The organism is Ralstonia sp. 25mfcol4.1 (assembly GCF_900104095.1).
Classification (GTDB): domain Bacteria; phylum Pseudomonadota; class Gammaproteobacteria; order Burkholderiales; family Burkholderiaceae; genus Cupriavidus.
Window position 1 is genome coordinate 87,623 of the sequence record NZ_FNJO01000016.1, and the last position, 20,538, is coordinate 108,160.

A 20,538-nucleotide genomic window follows, 5' to 3' on the forward strand; every position below is an offset into this window, starting at 1 on the left:
GACCGTGCCTCGATCATGGTGGGCGAGCCGTCATCGGTAAATACCCATAATCGGATTTATTCATCGTGTTACCCTTTGAATCACTGCCAAGCCGACGCCGTTACGGCGCACCACAGAGCAGGGGGAGACATGCCAGTCAACATGAACGTATCGCTGCGGCAGCTGCGCGCCTTCGTGGCCGTCGCCGAGGAATTGCATTTCACGCGCGCGGCGGAAAAGCTGAACCTATCGCAGTCGTCGGTCAGCGCGCTGATCCAGGAACTGGAAGGCAACCTGGGCATCAAGCTGTTCGACCGCCATACGCGCCTGATGCAAATCACGCAAGCCGGCGCGGAGTTGCTGCCAATGGTCAGGAAGGCCGTGGCCGACATCGACAGCGTGATCGACAGTTCCGCCGAGTTGCGCTCACTTGGCCGCGGCCGTGTGTCGATTGCCGCGTCGTCGATCCAGGCGGCACTGATGCTGCCGCGTTTCATTCGCGAGTTCTGCGTGGGCCATCCCGGCGTGAAAGTGGAGCTGCACGACGTGGCCGAGGACGAAGTGCCGCGCATGGTCAGCGCGGGCGAGGTCGACTTCGGCATCGGCACGATCCCGGAAGGTCAGCCCGATCTCAGTGCCCATCGGCTATCTTCCGACGCATTCGTGATCGTGATGCTGCCCAGCCATCCGCTGGCTCGCCGGCGAGAACTGACGTGGGAAGACGTGGCGAAGCTGCCGGTGATCGGGCCGCACCGCGGCAATCCCATTCGCGACTGCCTGGACGCCGCACTCGCCACGCGCGGCATTTCGCTGTCGCGTGTGCACGAGGTGTTCCTGCCGCTGACCATGGTGGGCATGGTCGATGCCGGATTAGGCGTCGCAGTGATGAGCACGGCTGTCACGCGGCTGACGTCGGCGCTGGGTCTCGTGACCGTCATGCCGCAAGACCCTGTCATTTCGCGCGACATCAGCCTCCTGATGCATGCGGACCGATCGCTGTCCCCATCCGCGCAATCGTTTCGGGATCTGCTGATGCGACATCGGAGCGATCTGGGGAAATAGAGCGGACGCGACTGTTGCCACGGCGTGGCTTCGCGCCACCGCGCCCGCTCTTCCCCGCTACGCTTTTGTTCGCGGGAGAACAGCCGAAACCACCAACCGCTACGCCACCTTCTTCGCCAGAATCTGCGGGGCATCTTCGGCGCGTACGTTGAACAGCAGGTTCAGCAGCACCGCGCACAATGTGCCGAGCAGGATGCCGTTCTGGCAAAACTTGGCCAGCAGTTCGGGCAATTGCGCGAAGAACCTGTCGGCCACCAACGGGATCATGCCTAGCGCCACGCTCACGGCAACGATGTACGCGTTCTTCTTGTTTTCTACGAAATCCACGTGTGCGAGTATGCGCACGCCCGTGGCCGCGACCATGCCGAACATCACCAGCGCTGCGCCTCCCAGCACATATTGCGGAATCGACGCGGCAAAGAATGCGAGCTTGGGCAGGCAGCCCAGCACGATCAGGATGCCGCCCGCCGTGGCGCATACCCAGCGGCTGCGCACGCCGGTCACCTGCACCAGCCCCACGTTCTGCGCATATGACGTGTAGGTGAACGTATTGAACACGGCGCCCACCAACGCGCCTACACCGTCGGCGCGCAGGCCGCGCGCCAGATCGTCGGGCGTGACGGGACGTTCCACGATTTCGCCCAGCGCCAGGAACTGGCCCACGCCTTCGATCATGATCACCACCATGACCACGCACAGCGTGATCGACGTCATGAGGTCGAAGGTGGGCCATCCGAAGTGGAATGGCGTGATCAGCGCCACCCAGTCGGCCGCATGCACGCCGGCAAACGTGACCTTGCCCAGCGCCACCGCGATCGCAAATCCCACCGTGATGCCGATCAGCACCGCGATGTTGCAGAGGAAGCCCTTGAAGAACGCGATCATGCAGAGCACCGTCAGCAACACCACGGCTGCGATGCCGATATGCAAGGGCAAGCCATATGCGGGATTGGGCACGGGGCCTGCGGGCGTGTTCAGCGTGGGGTTGCCGCCGGCTGCCCAGTTCACCCCCACACGCATCAGCGAAATGCCGATGACCAGGACCACGGTGCCGGTCACCACAGGTGGAAACCAGCGGATGAGCCGGCTTACGTACGGTGCAGCCAGGAATGTGAACACGCCGGCCACCATCACTGCCCCAAAAACGGCTGGCAGCCCCAGCGACGGGTTCGAGCCGGTGGCGATGATCGGCGCGATGGCCGTGAAAGTGACGCCCATCATCACAGGCAGGCGGATGCCGATCTTCCCGATGCCGATGCTCTGGATCATCGTGACCAGGCCGCAGCAGAACAGGTCCGCCGCGATCAGGAACGCAATCTGGTCCTTGGGCAGATGCAGCGCGCCGCCGATGATCAGCGGCACCGCAATCGCGCCCGCGTACATCACGAGCACATGTTGCAGTCCAAGCGCGGCCAGCCTGAGCGGGGGCAAGACTTCATCCACCGGGTGCACCGTCTCGATCCGGTGCCGATTGGGGTTGGGGGCCATGCTGTCTCCTTCGTCTTCCAGGCCGGTACTGCCCGCGTGGTGGTTCGGAAAGGGAAGAGCAGCTGCAGCCCACGTGGGCTATGCCACGTTCTCCCGCCACCTGCGTGTCGTTGTCAGGGCAGCATGCCAGCGACCGGACATTGGGTAAATGGGGCGTTTGGATGAATGGATCGGGTAGCCCGATCAATGCCGCACGCCGTGGATGGTTGAATGCGTGACTCAGTGTTTTCCCGTATCGATGCGCGCAAGCAGCGCGGCGGCGCGCGCCATCGCATCGTCATCGATCCGTGCGCGGACGCCGTCGAAGTTTGGCCCGCGCGTGGCGTCGAGTCCCATACGCGAAGTGGTGCCGACACCCGAAGCCGACGGGTCCAGCGCGCTGCCGGGCAAGCCGTCCACGATCACCACGTCCAGATGCGGCTGCAGATGCGTAGCCATGGCCCATAGCACCTGCTCGTCGTTCGTGATGTCGACGTCGTGGTCCACGGCGACCACGGTCTTCAGGTACGGATCCCAGCCAAGGAGGCCCAGCATGACCTGGCGTGCTTCTCCCGGGCGCGACTGGCGCAGCGCCACGTAAGCATGAAAATGCGTGCCGGAGCTGGGGTAGTGCACGGAAGTGACGGAGGGAAAGCGATCCTTGAGCTTTTCCACCATCTCCGATTCGCGCGGAATGCGACCGAGGTTCAAATGCTCGGAAGAATTGCCGCCGACCACGTCGACCAGCCACGCGTCGGTGCGTCGCATCACGGTTTCCACGCGCAGCAGGTTGTTGGTGGAGCGATCGGACGAGTAGCCGGTAAACTCGCCGAACGGCCCTTCGTCCACACGCGCGCCGGGATCAAGCACCCCTTCGAGGACGATTTCCGCATGTGCCGGCACCTCGATGCCGTATCGCGGGGTGCGCACGACGTCAAGCGGTGCACCGAACAGTCCGCCCGCCACCTGCCGCTCATCCACGCCATAGGGCAGACGTGCGGCGCCAGCCAGCATGAACAACGGATGCGCGCCGATCACCATGGCCACCGGCAGCGGCCTGCCCAGTTCGGCCGCACGCTGGTACATCCGCCACAAGTGGCCGCGCGAATGCAGGCTCGTGGCAATCTCGTTTGGCGAATGCAGCATCGAACGGTGGTAGCTGGCGTTGCCGATGCCCAGCTCCCGGTCTTCGGCGATCAGGATGGCGTTTGTGATATACGGCCCGCGATCTGTGGCGAAGTGCCGGATGGCAGGCAGGGTGGTCAGGTCCACATGTTCCTGCACGATGCCGGTTACTTCGCCTGAATCGAGCACCCGTGGCAACAGCAGGCGTCGCGCGCGCGCCTGGTATTCAGCGTGGATGCCGGCGGGCGAGACACCTCCAAGCATACGTCCCACGCGTTCGCGTGACGCGAACAGGTTGGTGACCAACGGTGTGCCTAACGCAGTCACGTCGTCAAACCTCACTATGGGATGACGCTGTTGGGCGGCCAGCGCCCATACCAGCGCGGAGGGGTCCTGGTTGGCGGTGACCGGCTCGCGCACGGTCAGGACATCGTCGGGAAATGCCGCGCAATAGGCGGCCAGGAAAGTGTGAAAGTCCTGCGAGGTGTCTTCGAACACCGGGCCGGATCCCTGACCGGTATGTCGGTCGATACCTGGCAGGGAAGTCGAGGCAGTCATGGCATGGCTCCGCTTGGGATACTTCAACGGGACACCGTTGCCGCGCACGGGCGCGGGCGTCGAGGTTGACGACGCGCCCGTGTGTGACCAGACGGGAAAGTGAAACGTCAGTTGCTGCGGCCGGATCAGGCGTAGATGTGCTTGCTGGCGTAGGTGTCGTTCAGGCGTACCTGAGCTTCTTCCTGCGTTTTCGGCGGCGGCGTGGTCTCGATGCCAACCAGCCGGGCAATGTTGTTGCCCATGTAGTCCTCCAGGCCGTCCTCATCGAGATCCATGCCTTGGGGCGCAGGGCCGCAAAGCATTTCCAGTTCGCGCAGCCACATGCCGGGTTCGTTCGGCGGCGTGTCGGTGCCGAAGACGATCTTGTCCCGCGGCAACTGGCGTGCGAACTCGACAATACGCGACTGGAAGCACCAGCCCGATTCGCAGTAGACGTTCGGCGTGTCCATGGCCATCCAGAACGCCTCGAACGAGTAGTTGCCGCCGGTCTGGATGCCGAAGTGCCCGATGATGAAATTGACCATCGGAAATTCGCGGATGACCGGATAGAACATGGTCGGAATGGTGTAGGGTCCGTCGCCGGTATGGATCAGCACCACGATGTTGTACCTGGCGCAGACCTTCATGGCGGGACGCAGCCAGTCCAGTGCGCGATCCGGCCGGTAGCCGTGCATGTTGGCATGCAGCTTGAGCATCTTGAAACCGTATTCCTTGACGTGGAATTCCAGCTCCTGTGCGCCTTCTTCCGGGCCCCACCGCGGGTTGAACGTGAAGTTGCCGATGAAGCGGTCCGGATACTTTTGGCACAAGCTGGCCACGTAGGCCATGTAGTCGCGAATGCCCTCGCGGCCGCGGCGGTTGCCGTCGCGATAGCCGGTGTTGCCCGGCGGCGGCTGGATGAAACCCATGTCGATGCGGCGCGGCTTGCCGTTGATGATGTAGGGGCCGTCCATCATCTTGAGCAGGCGTTCGCCGGTGAAGGGCTCGCCCGTGTGTCGCCAGGCTTCGTCGACAAGGTTGGTCGGGTGCAGGTGGGTGTCGATGATCATGTTCGTATGCTCCGTCGGAATCTCTTTGGGGTGTCCGCGTTCATGCGGCCAGGCGCGCTTTGGCTTCTTCCAGCGAACGCGGCACCGGCGTCGGCTCCAGGCCGATCATGCGGGCGACGTTGTTGCCGAGGTAATCCTCGAGCATGTCTTCATCGAGATTGAGTCCCTGGGGCGGCTCGAAGCACAGCACCTCCAGCAGACGCAGCCACATGCCTGGTTCGTTCGGAGGCGTGTCCGAGCCGAACAGGATCTTGTGCTTCGGGAGCACCTTCGCGAATTCGACGATCCGGGATTGCAGGCACCAGCCGGATTCGCAATAGACGTTAGGCATGTCCATGGCCATCTGAAACGGCTCGAAGCAATACACGCCGCCGGTCTGCACGCCAAAATGGGCCATGATGAAGTTGACGGTCGGAAACTCCTTCATCATCGGCACCCATTCGGTGGGGATGCTGTACGGGCCGTCGCCAGTGTGCAGCTTCACCAGCACGCCCAGTTCCGCGCATTTCCGCAGGGCGGGGCGCAGCCAGTCCAGCGCGCGATCCGGCCGGTATGCGTGCATGTTGGCCTGGAACTGCACCATCTTGAAACCGAGCTTCCGCACATAGTGCTCGATCGCATTGACGCCATTTTCCACGCCGCACCGCGGGTTGTAGACAAAGCAGCCGATGAAGCGGTCCGGATACGTGGCCACCATCTCGCGCGTGTAGGCCATGTAGGCGTCGATGGATTCGCCGCCCGATTTCACGCCGTCGGTATAGGTGTAGATCGTGTTGCCTTGCGGCGGCTGGATGAACGCCTTGTCGATGCGGCGCGGCTTGCCGTTGATCGTGAACGGGCCATCCATCATCTGGATCAGACGCTCGCCGGTAAACGGTTCGCCGTCATGGCGCCAGGCCAGGTCGACCAGATTGGTCGGATAACAGCTGGTGTCGATGATCATTGAGATTCCCTAACGATGACTCTGGTGAAAGGCTTGGAGTCTGGTCAGGGGAGGTGGGACCGGTCTGGTCATGGCGCCACTGACAGGAACTCCGTCAGTGAGCAATCTCCAGATGAACCTCGCGGCATTGCGCCGCTGCTGTTCGATCGACCGCTTCTACCCACGCGTTCGTTATATAGCCTGCCGCCCGCAGGCGTCAAGCGCGACTTGTGGTGCGATGCACGAACAGCGAAAGCTGCGTCCCGGCCACGCGGCGGCGCTGTCTACCTGCGCTGGTCGTCGCTGCGTCGGGGTTTACGCGCAAAAAGGAAATTCCGCTTGAGATATCAGGTAGCTTGATAATACACTGACACCATCGCGAAACCGGATTACCGAGGAGAAGCAGAGATGGCTGATTACGAAGGGCGCTGGAAGGCTGTGAAGGTCAGTGTGGAAGAGGGCATTGCGTGGGTGACGTTCAACCGTCCCGAGAAGCGCAACGCGATGAACCCGACGCTGAACGCCGAGATGGTTCAGGTGCTGGAAGAGCTGGAGCTGGATGCGGACGCCAAGGTGCTGGTCCTGACCGGCGCCGGTGACGCCTGGACGGCGGGCATGGATCTGAAGGAGTACTTCCGTGAAGTGGATGCCGGCCCTGAGATCCTGCAGGAGAAAATCCGCCGCGATGCGTCGCAGTGGCAATGGCGGCTCCTGCGCATGTACAGCAAGCCGACTATCGCGATGGTCAACGGCTGGTGCTTTGGCGGCGGCTTTTCGCCGCTGGTTGCCTGCGACCTGGCAATCGCCGCGGACGAGGCCACCTTCGGCCTGTCGGAGATCAACTGGGGCATTCCGCCCGGCAACCTGGTCAGCAAGGCAATGGCCGATACGGTCGGTCACCGCAAGGCGCTGCACTACATCATGACGGGCGACACCTTCACCGGCAGCGAGGCCGCCGCGATGGGCCTGGTCAACGAGAGCGTGCCGCGCGCCCAACTGCGCGAGCACACGATCGCGCTGGCCGGAAAGCTGCTCGAGAAGAACCCGGTGGTGCTGCGGGCGGCCAAGATTGGCTTCAAGCGCAGCCGCGAACTGACGTGGGAGCAGAACGAGGACTACCTGTACGCAAAGCTCGACCAGGCCCAGCTGCGCGATCCCGAGCACGGCCGCGAGCAGGGTCTGAAGCAATTCCTCGACGACAAGTCGATCAAGCCGGGCCTGCAGGCTTACAAGCGCGCCTGACCGGCCGTCAACCCCGATCGAGACGGCGGCCCAACGAGCCGCCGCCAGGAGACAACGCTGATGAACGAACTGACCATGCTGATTGGCGGGCAGGATCGGCCCGCCACCAATGGCGCCACCTTCGAACGCCGCAATCCGGTGAACGATGCCGTGGTGTCGCGCGCCCCGGCAGCCACGCTCGCGGATGCCGATGCCGCCGTCAATGCTGCCGCGGACGCCTTTCCGGGGTGGGCTGCACTACTGCCGGGCGAGCGCCGCCGCCGGCTGCTGAAGGCCGCCGACCTGATGGACCAGCGTACGCAGGACTTCATCCGCATCGGCGTGGCTGAGACCGGCGCCATGCCAAACTGGTACGGCTTCAACGTGATGCTGGCGGCCAACATGCTGCGCGAGGCCGCCGCGATGACGACGCGTATCGAGGGCAGCGTGATTCCCTCGGACGTGCCGGGTAGTCTGGCCCTGGCAGTGCGCCAGCCGTGCGGCGTGGTGCTTGGCATTGCGCCGTGGAACGCGCCGGTGATTCTCGGCACCCGCGCCCTGGCGATGCCGCTCGCGTGCGGCAACACGGTCGTGCTCAAGGCATCCGAGGCGTGTCCTGGCGTGCATCGCCTGATCGGGACGGTGCTGCAGGAGGCGGGGCTTGGTGACGGTGTCGTCAACGTGGTCACGAACGCGCCCGAGGATGCGGCGCAGGTGGTCGAGCGGCTGATTGCGCATCCCGCCGTGCGCCGCGTCAACTTCACCGGCTCTACCCACGTGGGCCGGATCATCGCCCAGCACGCGGCCCGGCATCTGAAGCCGGCGCTGCTGGAGCTTGGCGGCAAGGCGCCGTTGCTGGTGCTCGACGATGCGGACCTCGATGCGGCAGTCGACGCCGTGGCTTTCGGTGCCTTTTTCAACCAGGGGCAGATCTGCATGTCGACGGAGCGCGTGATCGCTGACCGCAAGATCGCCGACCGGTTCGTCGAGAAGCTGGCCGCGAAGGCGAAGACGCTGCGGGCTGGCGATCCCGCCGATCCCGCCAGCGTGCTGGGCGCGCTGATCAGCAAGGATGCCGCGCGGCGCATCGCCGCATTGGTGGAGGACGCGCGCGCGCAAGGCGCAAGCCTGCCCGTGGGTTTGCACACAGACGGCGCGATCGTGCAGCCGGTCATCGTCGACGGCATCGCGCCGGGCATGAAGCTCTACCGTGAGGAATCGTTCGGCCCGGTAGTGACGGTTGGGCGCGTGGATGGCGACGACGAGGCGGTACGCATGGCCAACGACAGCGAATATGGCCTCTCCGCGTCGGTATTTAGCCGCGACGTGTCGCGGGCGATGTCGGTTGCCCAACGAGTCGAATCGGGCATCTGCCACATCAACGGTCCCACCGTGCATGACGAGGCACAGATGCCGTTTGGCGGCGTCAAGGCGAGCGGCTATGGACGCTTTGGCGGCCAGGCGGCAGTGGCCGAGTTCACCGACCTGCGCTGGATCACGATCCAGAACACCCCGCGCCACTATCCGGTCTGAACCGGCGGCCGAGCCACATACTCCCCGCAGAGGGAGGCAACAAAACAGTGAGGAGACAGGACGTGAAAAACGTCTCGACGCAAGGCCCCCCCGGCCCCGGGGGCGCTGCAGTGTCCTACCGCGACGTCGCCATTGGGCGCACGGACGCCGAGTTCTGCCGCGACGGCGACATCTGGCGCGTGCGTTCGCGGGAAGTGCTGCAGGACTATCCGGAACGGATGTCCGATTGCCTCGCCACCGGCGCCGCACGTCACCCGGCGCGCGTGCTTGCTGCGCAGCGCGGCCCCGACGGCAACTGGATCACGATCACATATGGCGAGATGCTGGCGCGTGCACGATCGATCGGGCAGGCGTTGCTGGACCGTTCGCTGAGCGCCGAGCGGCCGCTGCTGATCCTTTCCGGTAACGACCTCGAGCATCTGCAACTGGCGCTCGGCGCGCTTTGGGCTGGCGTGCCGTTTTCAGCCGTATCCCCGCAGTATTCGCTGGTCTCCGGCGACTTCGGCAAGCTCCGGCACGTGTTCGATTTGCTGACGCCCGGCCTGGTCTACGCCGCCGATGGCCCAGCGTTCGCGCGCGCTATCGAAGTCGTGGTGCCGGCCGGCGTCGAGGTCGTGACGCGTGACGGTCATCTTCCCGGGCGCGCCGCGACGTCGTTCGATGTGTTGGCACAGACGCGTCCCGGCAGTGTTGACGCTGCCAACGCTGAGGTTGGTCCCGATACGATCGCCAAGTTCCTCTTCACCTCCGGCTCCACGCGGCAGCCCAAGGCGGCGACGACCACGCACCGCATGCTGTGCAGCAACCAGCAAATGCTGCGGCAGGCGATGCCGGAGCTCGGCCGTGTGCCGCCGGTTCTGGTTGACTGGCTGCCCTGGAGTCATACGTTCGGCGGCAGCCACAATGTCGGCATCGTGCTCTACAACGGCGGCACGCTCTACATCGACGGCGGACGGCCGTTGCAGGGTGCCTTCGATGAAACGCTGCGCAACCTGCGCGAGATTGCGCCCACGATCTACTTCAACGTGCCGAAGGGTTGGGAGGAACTCGGCAGGGCGCTGGAACATGATGCCCGGCTGTGCGAGACGTTCTTTTCGCGCGTCAATCTCTACTTCTTCGCCGCCGCCGGCCTCTCGCAGGAGGCGTGGGACCGGCTCGAGCGCGTCACCGAGGCGCATTGCGGACAGCGCATCCATATCATGTCCGGACTCGGCATGACGGAGACCGCACCGTCGAGCATGTTCACGACAGGCCCGGTCGCGCGCTCCGGCTATGTCGGCCTTCCTGCCGCGGGCTGCGAGCTGAAACTGGTGCCGGCCAACGGCAAGTACGAGGCCCGTTTTCGCGGGCCGCACGTCATGCCGGGTTACTGGCGCGCGGAGGCGGACCCCGAGCGGCAGGTGTTCGATGAGGAAGGCTACTACTGCACTGGCGATGCACTGCGCTTTGTCGATCCCGAGCGGCCGGCGCTTGGTTTCCAGTTCGACGGGCGCATTGCCGAGGACTTCAAGCTCAGCACCGGCACGTTTGTGAGTGTCGGGCCGCTGCGCGCGCGGGCGATCGGGGCCGGAGCCCCTTTCGTCCAGGACGTGGTGATCGCGGGCGCGGACCGAGACGAGATCGGTCTACTCGTCTTTCCGCAAATGGCGGAATGCCGCCGCCTGGCCGGCCTGCCTGCGGACACGGGCACGCGGGAAGTGCTGGCGTCCGCGCCGGTACGCGAAGCCTTCGCGGCGATGCTGCGCAAGCTCGACCTCACTGCCACGGGCAGCGCCACGCGCGTCAGGCGGCTGCTGTTGCTCGAAGCGGCGCCGTCGCTCGATGACGGCGAACTGACCGACAAGGGCTCGATCAACCAGCGTGCCGTGCTTACGCGCCGCGCTGCGCTTGTCGACGTGCTTTACGACGACGCCGGCCGCGATAGCCGCGTGATCCGTTTGCAGGAAGCCGCGCCGCAGAGCCGGCAAGCATGACAGCAGCAACGCCGACACGATCGGCCATGACAAGAGGAGACAACAGATGAAATTTGGACGGGCAGGTCTCGCAGTGCTGGCGGCAGCGCCGGCAATCGCGGGCGCGCAATCGGTGACGCTCTATGGCGTCGTCGATACCGGCGTCGAGTACGTCAACAACATCGGCACCGCGAAGAACAGTGTGGTGCGTATGCCAACGCTGACCGGCACGGTGCCGTCGCGCTGGGGGATACGCGGCAGCGAGGATCTCGGTGGCGGCCTGAAAGGCGTGTTCGTGCTCGAGTCCGGGTTCACGCCCGACGCCGGCGCGTCGGGCCAGGGTGGGCGTCTGTTCGGACGACAGGCGCTGGTGGGGCTCTCGGGGCCCTGGGGCCAGGTCGGGGTCGGCCGCCAGTACACGATGCTGTTCTGGGCGACGCTGGACGCCGACATTCTTGGCCCGAACGTCTATGCTTCCGGCTCGCTCGACAGCTACCTGCCGAATGCCCGCGCGGACAACGCGGTCGCATACAAGGGCACGTTCAACGGACTGACGGTGGGGGCGACCTACAGCTTCGGCCGCGACACGGTCAATGCCGGACCGAGCCCGACGGGCCAGAACTGTGCCGGCGAAAACCCGGCGGACAAACGGGCGTGCCGCGAATGGTCGGCGATGCTGCTGTACGAATTCAAGGGGCTTGGTCCGACGATTGGGCTGTCCGCCGCCTACGACTCGTTGCGGGGTGGTCCCGGTGCGTTCGGCGGCCTCACAAGCAGCAGTTTCACGGACGACCGCCTGTTTCTTGGCGGCTACGCAATCTTTTCCCAGACCAAGGTCGGCCTCGGCTGGATTCGGCGCGACAATGACGGCAGCCCCACGCCGCGCAGCGACATGATCTACGGCGGCGTCTCTCACGACGTGACCCCGGCTTTCAATGTCGCCGGACAAGTCTATTACTACAAGTTCCACAACAGCGATAACAAGGCGATGCTCTACGCGCTGCGCGGCACCTACGCGTTCTCGAAGCGCACGTCCGTCTACGCGACAGCCGGCTACATCAATAACAGCGGCCAACTGACCCTTTCGGTCAGTGGCGGCGCCACGGGGTCCAATACCGGCCCGGGCGGCCAGCAGTTCGGTGTGATGACCGGCATCAAGCATATCTTCTGACCTCCGCCTGCAAGAGGCAGACCAGGGCGCCAAGAGGCGGCGACGAGATACGCCAGGGCGCCCGATACACGACAACGAGGAGACAAGTCATGACAACACGCCGCGATCTTCTTCAGGCGTTGATGGCCGCATCCGCATGCGGTGCGCTGTCGCCCCTGGCCGCGCTCGCCCAGGCGGTCCAGCAGGCGAAGGTACTCTATGGTTTTCCGGCCGGCAGCGTGGGCGACCAGGTTGCCCGGCGGGTCGGCGAGAAATTCGCCAACACGGCGTTCTCGCGCAGCGGCGCGGTGGTGGATAACCGCCCCGGCGCGGGCGGGCGTATCGCGCTCGAACTGCTGAAAGCATCCCCGGCCGACGGTAGCGTGCTTGCGCTCTCGCAAGCATCGGCGCTGTCGACTTATCCGCATGTCTATACGAAGCTCAGCTATTCGGCGGCGGACTTCGCACCGATCTCCACGGCCGCATACATGACGTTTGCGCTCGCCGTGGGACCGGCGGTGCCCGCCAATGTGCGGACTGTGAAGGACTACATCGCGTGGGCGAAGGCTCACCCAGCGGACGCCAACTACGGCTCGCCGGGCGCGGGATCGACACCCCATTTCGTCGGTGCGCTGTTTGGGCTTAACGCGGGCCTGGACTTGCGCCACGTGCCCTATCGTGGCTCGCTGCCCGCGGTCAACGACGTGGTGGCCGGGCAGATCGCCTCGAGTTTCACGCTGACTGGCGATTACCTGCCATTCGTCAAGAGCGGCAAGCTGCGTGTACTGGCCACTTCAGGTGCCACGCGGGCGCCATACCTGCCGGAAGTGCCCACGTTTGCGGAACTTGGCTATCCCGAAGTGGTTGCCGACGAGTGGTTCGGTTTTCTGGCGCCGGCCAGGACGCCGCCAGCCGTTCTATCCGCGGCAGGCGCCGCGATCAACCAGGCGCTCAAGGACCCGGCCATCGTCGATGGCTTCCTCTCGATTGGTCTCGTGGCGAAAGGCTCGTCATCCGACGACATGAAGCGCGCGATGGACGCCGAGTACCGCAAGTGGGGTCTGCTCGTGAAGAAGGTCGGCTTCACGGCCGAATCCTGATGGCGCCCCGGAGTCCATGATGGATCACCAGAACCTTGTCGCGATCGACTTCCATACGCATGCGGAAGTCAGTTGCTGGAACCCGTTCGACAACTACGGCGAGGAGTACGATGCCGCCGCCGACAAATACTTCGGCAACAAGCGCCGGCCGACGATCGAAGAAACTGTCGCCTATTACCGTGAGCGCAGAATCGGCCTGATCATGTTCACGGTGGACAGCGAGTCGAACCTTGGTCGGCGCCGGATCCCCAACGAAGAAATCGCTGCGGCGGCGAAGGCCAATGGCGACATCATGATGGCCTTCGCCAGCATTGACCCTCACAAGGGAAAGTTCGGCGCGCGCGAAGCGCGCAGGCTGATCGAGGAACACGGTGTGAAGGGCTTCAAGTTCCATCCGACCGTGCAGGGTTTTCATCCGAACGACAGGATGGCGTGGCCAATCTATGAGGTCATCAACGGGCACGGCCTGCCCGCGATCTTTCATACAGGACACAGCGGCATCGGTTCCGGCATGCGTTGCGGTGGCGGGCTGCGGCTCGAGTACAGCAATCCAATGCACCTGGACGACGTGGCGATTGCATTTCCCGACATGCAGATCGTGATGGCGCACCCGAGCTTCCCGTGGCAGGACGAGGCGATCAGCGTGGCGATGCACAAGCCTAACGTATGGATTGACCTGTCCGGCTGGAGTCCGAAGTACTTTCCACCGCAGCTTGTGCGCTACGCCAACACGTTGCTCAAGGACCGGGTGCTGTTCGGCAGCGATTTCCCGCTGATCACCCCGGAACGGTGGATGGATGACTTCAGGCAGGCCGGATTCCGTCCCGAGGTGATGCCTGGCATTCTGAAGGACAACGCCGTCCGGTTGCTGGGGCTTTGACGGCGCGGCGCATTGCGAAGAGCGTCCGGACGCGCATTTCTCTCGCGCACTACCTTCGGCACGCAGGCCTGGACCGGGCTGCGTGCCGCTGTCGTTGAGATAGCCGGCACGCGGCCGGTATCGGGTCAGTCGCGGATCAGTGCGCGCCGACCCGCACGGGTTGGCCAACGGCCGCTGTCAGGCGCCCGAGCAGGCCTACGCTGGCAATTGCCACCAGCAGCGGGATCGCAAACACATAGTACAGATGCGCCGAAGGCCAGCCCGCATCCAGCAGCGACCCCGCCACGAGCGGCGCAAGCACCGCGCCGAATCGCCCCATGCCAATCGACCAGCCCATGCCCGTGGTGCGCGTCTGCGCCGGGTACAGAATCGGTGCGTAGGCATAGAGACCGACCATGCAGCCAAAGATCCCGGCGCCAATCAGGACCGCCAGCGCCAGTGCCGGCGCGAGCGTGCTCGCGTACAGGCCAAAGGCGATCATCATCAGCGCGGTCAGGATGAAGCAGCTCCACAGCAGCGGCCGCAGTCCGATGCGCGCGGAGAGGAACGCGAACGCTGTGCCGCCGACGATGCCGCCCACGTTGAGCAGCACCCCGCCCGTGATGCCCTGCTGCGCGGACATTCCCGCAGCCACAAGGAGCTTTGGCGTCCATGAGAGCACGAAGTAGAAGGTGAACATCACGAGGAAAAACGACATCCAGATCATCAGCGTCTGCATGGCCAGGCTGCCTCGGAAGAGGCTGCGCACGTCGCCTGCTTCCCGCGCTTGCGTTGCCTCGATGGCGGGTAACGCGGCGACCGATGGGCGTCCCATGCGCGCGAGGAGCCGGTTGAGCTTGTCGAGCGCACCCTCGGGGCGCCGGGCGATCAGGAAATCGAGCGATTCCGGCAGGCGCGCAAGCACTACCGGGACCATCGCCAGCGTGACGAGGCCGCCAAACACGAACACGCTGCGCCAGCCGTAATGCGTGAGCAGTACGCCGGCGATAGCACCGCCGATTGTCGCGCCAACCGGATAACCCGTCGCCTGCAGCACGATTGCCGTGCTGCGCCACTTGTCGGACGCGTACTCGCCCGTGATCACGTTGATGCTGGCAAGCATCCCCCCGATGCCGAGCCCTGTCACGGCGCGCAGCGCCGCAAGCTGCGGCACGTTTTGCGCGAGCGCCGAGCACAGCATGCCGGCCGAGATCGTCCCCAGGCAAATCAGGATCAGCGGTCGGCGGCCGATGCGGTCCGCCCACGGCGCGAGGAACAGCGAACCGGCAGCCATGCCGAACAGGCCGGCGGAGAGCAGTACGCCGACCTCCTTGCCGGTCAGGTGCCAATCGGTGGAAATGTGCGATGCCGTGAAGGCCATCGCGAGCACATCGAACCCGTCGAGCATGTTGAGTACGATGCAGATGGCAATCGCCATCACCTGGGCAGGGCTCATCGTGCCGCGGTTGATGGTTTCCCTGATCTCTGGCAGCATTTGTCTACCTCCTTGTATTTGTTGAGTACCGCCACGGACGGGCGGCTTTTCGGGGTACGGCGTCTTGCAAAACAGCGCGGCTACAGGTCCAGCACGAGCATTCCGGTCCTCGCGCGGGAGCAGCAGGGCAGGAACTGATCATTGGCGGCGCGTTCCTCATCGGTAAGGTAGGCGTCGCGATGATCGGGCGTCCCAGACAGCACGCGCGTAAGGCAAGTGCCGCAGACACCTTGCTCGCACGAGGTCTGAATCTCCACCCCGTGCTCGGCCAGTGCCTGCACCACGGTCTCGTCCGCACCGATATCGATGACGCGGCCCGTGCTCTGCACTGTTACCTGGAAGGCGCCGCCGGGGCTGGATGGCGTTTCCGGCGCCGAGAAGTACTCGCGGTGCAGGCTCGACTCCCTCCAGCCGGCGGCGCGCGCCGTGTCCAGTACGGCCGCCATGAAACCGGTTGGTCCGCAGACGTAGAGATGCGTATCGGCTTGGGGCGAGGCCAGGAGTCGCTGCAGGTCGGCGCGCTGCCGGTCGTCGTGGTACAGGAATGTGCGTTCGCGCAAGTCGTCACCAGCGATCCGGTCCTGGAATGCCGTGCTGGCGGCGCTGCGCGTGCAGTAGTGGAACTCGAACGACGCGCCGCTGCGCGCGAGGCTCTGTGCCATTGCCAGGATCGGCGTTACGCCGATGCCTCCAGCGAGCAGCACGGAATGCCTGGCGTCGGCATGCAAAGGGAAGTGATTCTTCGGCGCGCTGATCTCGAGCATATTCCCGGCCGTGAGCGCATGCATCGCTGCCGAGCCGCCGCGAGACGCGGCATCGCGCAGCACCCCAAGCTGGTAGCGGTGCGTTTCGGCCGGGTCGTTACAGAGCGAATACTGGCGTACCAGCCCGTTGCCGAGATGCACGTCGACATGCGCGCCTGCAGTAAAGGGTGGCAACGCGTTGCCATCGGCGGCCACCAGTTCGAACAGGGCGATACCGTCGGCGACCGCCGTCTTGCTTGCGATCCGAACCTGCATCATGCCGCTCCCGCCGGTGCAACCGCTTGTGAGGCCTGCGTCTGTTCCTGCGCGAGCAGCCGGTCCAGAATGCGGCGGGCCTGCACGCCACCGGCGTCGATGTTCAGCTTTAGCAGTGTTCGCGCGGGGTTGGCCAGCAGGTTGCGCTGCTGCGCCTCCAGCATCTCCAGATCCTCGCCAAAGATCTTGCCCTGGCCTTCGCGGATTGTCGCGGTGAGTGCAGCGTCGTCCGGCTTGAAGTTGCGCGCCATGCCCCAGAAGTACCAGATCGAGGTCTCCGTCTCTGGCGTGATGAAGTCTACGACGATGCTCGACGCCTTGTGCTCGGCGGGCGCATCGTAGCCACCCTTGCCGGCGTGGGCCACGCCGACCTCGATCATCACGTGGCTCGGCGGCGTGAAGCGGCATATCTGCCAGCGGTCGCAGGGCACGTCGTCGGCAAGACCGTTGCCGCGCAACGCGGCGGCCCAGAATGGCGGTGGCAGTATGCCTTCCATATGGCGGCTAGTGATTACCGAGTTGCCTTCCACGCGCGTATCCGGTGCGGATTCCTCGATCTCTGCCTGGCCGATGCTTGACGCGTGCACGTAGGTCTCGTGCGTCAGGTCCATCAGGTTGTCGATCATCAGGCGATAGTCGCAGCCGATGTGGTACAGCCCGCCGCCATGCGCCCACTCGGGGCTCACCGCCCATTCGAGATGGGGGATCAGCGCGTCATCGGCCAGCGCGGCATCGCCGGGCCACACCCAGACGAAGCCATATCGCTCCACGGCGGGGTAGTTGCGGATCGACGGAAAACCGCCAACGCGCTGGCCGGCCATGGCCTTGCATTTGCCATCGCGGCCCATTGTCAGGCCGTGATAGCCACAGACCAGCTGCCCTTGGCGCACGAAACCGAGTGACAGCGGCGCTCCGCGATGCGGACAGAAGTCCTCCAGCGCGGCGACGCAGCCGGTGCCATCTCGGTACAGCACCATCTTCTCGTTGCAGATTGTGCGGCCGAGTGGCTTGTCATTGAGTTCATCGGGCGTGCAGGCCACATACCATGTGTTTTTTAAGAACATGACTTTCCCCTCCCGGCGCGCGTGGCGCCAGGATCCTTTGGTTGACGAAGAGCGTGGTGAAGGAACCCGCGTAGCGGGTCAGGCGGTACGGCCGGCGCGCCGAATCAGGCTGCCGCCAAGTACCTGTGACATTGCCTGCTGGTTCTGCAATGCGAACTTCAGGTTTCGGTTGGCGATGCGGCTGTGCTCGCGCATTAGCGCCTCGGCACGCGCGCCTTCGCGCTGTTCGATGGCCTCGACCACCGCGCAGTGCTGGGACTGCGCCAGCAGCAGCATCTCGCGCGCGCTTTCGTCGATCGACTGCACCATGACGAAGGCGCTCGCGGAAGCGAACGGCAGGCTCGTCACCTTGTCGATCTGGCGTGCAACGAGCCCGCTGCCGCAGGCCTCGGCCAGCAATTGGTGAAAACGCGCGTTGAGGTCGACGTACTGCGAGAATTTCACGGCGGTCAGTTCGCCGGTCAGTGCGGTGTCGATCTGCGCTATGACATCGCGCATGGCGTGAAGAAGACTCGTGCTAACGCCACGTTCGGCGGCGAGGCGCGCGGCCAGACCCTCCATCGTGCCGCGCAGTTCGATCGCATCGCTGATTTCGTTCTCGTCGAACGAGCGTACGGCGAAGCCGCCGGACGGGATCGGCTCGACAAGCCCTTCCTCCTGCAGCCGGATCAGTGCCGCGCGGATTGGCGTCCGCGATACGCCAAGGCGCTCCGACACCCATACTTCCGAAATGCGTGCACCGGGCGGCAGTTCGCCGCCAAGAATCAGTTCGCGAAGGCCGAGCAGGGCGCGAACGGCCTGGGACGTGCTGGTGCCCGCCTTACCGTCGCCGACGTTGTGGTTGTCCGTATCCATCAGGATGTCTCCGTGGGGCGAGCCGCGCTGGACCAGGCGGCGTTTCATTGCGTTGTTGTATACAGACTGTATTCAGTCTGCGCTGCAATGACAAGAGACGGCTCCGGAATCGAGGGTAAACGTTAAGAAAATTGACTGAATTTCTGAGGGAAAGGCGCTTCAGCGGAAAAGCTGGATACAACAATAGATTGAGGTCGCTCGGCCCGCTGCCCGCCGCGCTATGGCGGCAAGGTGGTGTGCAGTCGTAAAGCCATGCCCTCGATCGAGCGAGGGGTACCCGCTTTCAGCGCAGGTTACGCGCGCACGTTTTCAGCAGCTCTTGCAACATGGCTGCATGCGCGGCATCGATTCCGTCCAGCATGTCCCGCTCCATCGCTGCAACCGTGTCATCGCATTGCCGAAGCAAAGCCCGTGCGCTGTCGGTGAGGCTGAGCAGTACGATGCGCCCGTGCAATGGGTCGGGCTGGCGCACGATCCAGCCACGCGCTTCCATCGTCTTGACCACCTCATTGGCTGACTGAGGCGAGATGAGCGAGCGTTCGGCCAGCTGGGCGTTGGAAGTCGGGCCACGCGCATGCAACACGGAAAGGGCCGTGAACTGCGGGAGGGTCAGCCCGTGGGGGGCCAGCACCTCGCCGAGGCGGCGCTTGACGATTCGGTCGGTGCGCCCAATCAGGTAAGGCAACCGACTAGGCAGCGCCGTCGGGGCCTGCGCCTCCGACGGCGCCCTGTCTTTTGTCTTCTCGGTCGTTTGTGCCGAAGATGCCTTCGTGGTCCGGCGTGTCATTCTGGTCGTCTGTCCTGTCTTGGGTGCGGGAAGGTCTTTCCCTTCTCCGCGTCGGGTGTTCCAAGGTAAGGATGATATGCGAATAACAGGTGACCTGACATCCGGTTGATGCGGCGGACGCCGTGAAGGCATGCCCACCGCCGAAATGTCGCTCTACCCCCCCGCCCGCGCGACGCGGGATACCGTGCCGGCGCCACAATGCCGGCTGCACCGGGGCATCACAATGCGTTTGTTGGAGCTGGTGCGCGGTCGCATCATGGAGCAGCGCGGTGCCGACGTCACCGTGCCATCGGTGAGCCGGGACAACGCCTCATGTGGGGGCGGCGCAAGGTAAAGGTGGCGGTGTCCAAGCTGGAAGACGAAACCGCCCGGGCCCACGCTGGCTTCTCGAAGTAGAGAAAGCGGGAGGCCCCGGCACGGCCGACGCAAGCGCTAGGGATAACAGGAGATTGCGTATGCTGACCCAATGTCGGTCTGTTAATACGCGAGGTTTCAGTTATTGTTGAGAGGCGTCAACCCCGTTGCCTTGATGAGTTTTGCATTCGACGGCGCCGCCAGATATTGGATGAACGCTTTGGCATCGGCGCTACGCTTGCTGCCTTTGACGATGGCTGCAGCGTACGGTGTGATGCGCTGTAATTCGTCAGGCAGCTCAGCGACGATGTCGATACCGTGGACTGGCTGGAGCTCACTATGTTGCTGGCATCCGAATGCAGCTTCCCCTTTCGCCAGTATCTCTCCGACGGGTGTCGCCGGGATTTGCTTGCCCTTCTTTTTCACTTCCGCCTCGATCCCCAGGCGAGCCAGGAGCTCGCCCTGAATGTACTCGCCGCTCGCACTGTCGGACCATGCGATGGAAGGGGCGTCGAGAAAGGCCTGACGCACCGACGCCACGGTGCGCAAGTCGGGTCGGGGTTTGCCGGCAGGCACAGCGCAGGCAATCCTGGAATTGGCGATAACGACTTTGCTACCGGGTTCCAGTTTGCCGCTATCCATCAGTTTATCTAGCGCACCCCCCACCATGATCACCACGTCGATCGGTTCCGCACGTGCCAAGCGGGCGGGGATCGCGTTGTTGGTCTTGCCCATGGACGGCCCGAATGTGAGAGTGACCGGAACCGAAGGGTTTTCTTTGTTGTAGCGGCTCGTAAGCTCCTTGGCTGCCTCAGCGAAGCCTCCGGACGTGACGGCGATAAGGTCGCTTGCGTGTGCAGGCGAGGACAAGAGCAGTGCGAGTACGGAGACCGAGGTGCAGGCGAACCGTGCGGCGATGCTGCTGCTGGGGTCTGGGCGTGCTGTGAGGGGTCGTTTCATTGTCGTTCTGCGGCAGGGTTTGGGCGC

The 20,538-nt window shown here is 64.3% G+C and carries 17 protein-coding genes; 7 read left to right on the forward strand and 10 right to left on the reverse strand.

Features of this window, described 5'->3' with window-relative positions; translation table 11 throughout:
* The first annotated feature begins 141 nt into the window (after nucleotides 1–141).
* Nucleotides 142–1,041 carry a LysR family transcriptional regulator gene (locus BLQ58_RS23775; protein ID WP_092602488.1) on the forward strand — a complete coding sequence of 300 codons (900 nt, stop codon included), beginning with the start codon at nucleotides 142–144 and terminating at the stop codon, nucleotides 1,039–1,041.
* Between the two features lie 99 nt (nucleotides 1,042–1,140).
* Here BLQ58_RS23775 and BLQ58_RS23780 read toward each other — a convergent pair whose 3' ends face one another.
* The 4 genes from BLQ58_RS23780 to BLQ58_RS23795 all read right to left on the reverse strand — a co-directional run bounded on the left by BLQ58_RS23780 (nucleotide 1,141) and on the right by BLQ58_RS23795 (nucleotide 6,183).
* Complete coding sequence (locus BLQ58_RS23780; protein WP_092602490.1) at nucleotides 1,141–2,529, reverse strand: nucleobase:cation symporter-2 family protein; 1,389 nt, start codon at nucleotides 2,527–2,529, stop codon at nucleotides 1,141–1,143.
* 219 nt (nucleotides 2,530–2,748) lie between these two features.
* Entirely contained in the window at nucleotides 2,749–4,191 is a 1,443-nt protein-coding gene (locus BLQ58_RS23785) for a UbiD family decarboxylase (RefSeq protein ID WP_092602491.1), read from the reverse strand.
* A gap of 125 nt (nucleotides 4,192–4,316) precedes the next feature.
* The gene (locus BLQ58_RS23790) at nucleotides 4,317–5,240 is read right to left on the reverse strand and encodes an amidohydrolase family protein (RefSeq protein WP_092602492.1); all 924 of its coding nucleotides are present in this window, start codon (nucleotides 5,238–5,240) and stop codon (nucleotides 4,317–4,319) included.
* 40 nt (nucleotides 5,241–5,280) lie between these two features.
* Nucleotides 5,281–6,183, reverse strand: a complete 903-nt coding sequence (locus BLQ58_RS23795; protein ID WP_092602494.1) for an amidohydrolase family protein — start codon at nucleotides 6,181–6,183, stop codon at nucleotides 5,281–5,283.
* Nucleotides 6,184–6,570: 387 nt separating this feature from the next.
* Here BLQ58_RS23795 and BLQ58_RS23800 point away from each other — a divergent pair, with 387 nt between their 5' ends.
* The 6 genes from BLQ58_RS23800 (at nucleotide 6,571) to BLQ58_RS23825 (ending at nucleotide 13,998) form a co-directional block, all read left to right on the forward strand.
* Nucleotides 6,571–7,404 carry a p-hydroxycinnamoyl CoA hydratase/lyase gene (locus BLQ58_RS23800; RefSeq protein ID WP_092602496.1) on the forward strand — a complete coding sequence of 278 codons (834 nt, stop codon included), beginning with the start codon at nucleotides 6,571–6,573 and terminating at the stop codon, nucleotides 7,402–7,404.
* A gap of 60 nt (nucleotides 7,405–7,464) precedes the next feature.
* Nucleotides 7,465–8,916, forward strand: coding sequence for an aldehyde dehydrogenase (locus BLQ58_RS23805; protein ID WP_092602498.1), 1,452 nt, complete (start codon nucleotides 7,465–7,467; stop codon nucleotides 8,914–8,916).
* Nucleotides 8,917–8,978: 62 nt separating this feature from the next.
* Complete coding sequence (locus BLQ58_RS23810) at nucleotides 8,979–10,889, forward strand: feruloyl-CoA synthase (protein WP_254776089.1); 1,911 nt, start codon at nucleotides 8,979–8,981, stop codon at nucleotides 10,887–10,889.
* Nucleotides 10,890–10,935: 46 nt separating this feature from the next.
* Nucleotides 10,936–12,039 carry a porin gene (locus BLQ58_RS23815; RefSeq protein WP_092602500.1) on the forward strand — a complete coding sequence of 368 codons (1,104 nt, stop codon included), beginning with the start codon at nucleotides 10,936–10,938 and terminating at the stop codon, nucleotides 12,037–12,039.
* A gap of 89 nt (nucleotides 12,040–12,128) precedes the next feature.
* Nucleotides 12,129–13,118: a Bug family tripartite tricarboxylate transporter substrate binding protein gene (locus BLQ58_RS23820; protein ID WP_092602502.1), complete on the forward strand. Its 990-nt coding sequence runs from the start codon at nucleotides 12,129–12,131 to the stop codon at nucleotides 13,116–13,118.
* A 19-nt stretch (nucleotides 13,119–13,137) separates the two neighbouring features.
* Nucleotides 13,138–13,998, forward strand: a complete 861-nt coding sequence (locus BLQ58_RS23825; protein WP_092602504.1) for an amidohydrolase family protein — start codon at nucleotides 13,138–13,140, stop codon at nucleotides 13,996–13,998.
* A 136-nt stretch (nucleotides 13,999–14,134) separates the two neighbouring features.
* On the opposite strand, the gene BLQ58_RS23830 is transcribed toward BLQ58_RS23825, so the two are convergent.
* The 6 genes from BLQ58_RS23830 to BLQ58_RS23860 all read right to left on the reverse strand — a co-directional run bounded on the left by BLQ58_RS23830 (nucleotide 14,135) and on the right by BLQ58_RS23860 (nucleotide 20,511).
* A complete protein-coding gene (locus BLQ58_RS23830) occupies nucleotides 14,135–15,472 on the reverse strand; it encodes an MFS transporter (RefSeq protein ID WP_092602506.1) in 1,338 nt (445 codons plus the stop codon).
* An 80-nt stretch (nucleotides 15,473–15,552) separates the two neighbouring features.
* Nucleotides 15,553–16,491, reverse strand: a complete 939-nt coding sequence (locus BLQ58_RS23835) for a PDR/VanB family oxidoreductase (RefSeq protein ID WP_092602508.1) — start codon at nucleotides 16,489–16,491, stop codon at nucleotides 15,553–15,555.
* Nucleotides 16,491–17,555, reverse strand: coding sequence for an aromatic ring-hydroxylating oxygenase subunit alpha (locus tag BLQ58_RS23840; protein WP_092602510.1), 1,065 nt, complete (start codon nucleotides 17,553–17,555; stop codon nucleotides 16,491–16,493). The genes BLQ58_RS23835 and BLQ58_RS23840 overlap by 1 nt, the downstream gene beginning before the upstream one ends.
* Before the next feature lie 78 nt (nucleotides 17,556–17,633).
* The gene (locus tag BLQ58_RS23845; protein WP_092602576.1) at nucleotides 17,634–18,410 is read right to left on the reverse strand and encodes a GntR family transcriptional regulator; all 777 of its coding nucleotides are present in this window, start codon (nucleotides 18,408–18,410) and stop codon (nucleotides 17,634–17,636) included.
* Nucleotides 18,411–18,693: 283 nt separating this feature from the next.
* Entirely contained in the window at nucleotides 18,694–19,197 is a 504-nt protein-coding gene (locus BLQ58_RS23850) for a MarR family winged helix-turn-helix transcriptional regulator (protein WP_092602512.1), read from the reverse strand.
* Between the two features lie 492 nt (nucleotides 19,198–19,689).
* Nucleotides 19,690–20,511: a molybdate ABC transporter substrate-binding protein gene (locus BLQ58_RS23860; RefSeq protein WP_029051336.1), complete on the reverse strand. Its 822-nt coding sequence runs from the start codon at nucleotides 20,509–20,511 to the stop codon at nucleotides 19,690–19,692.
* Between the last annotated feature and the right edge of the window lie 27 nt (nucleotides 20,512–20,538).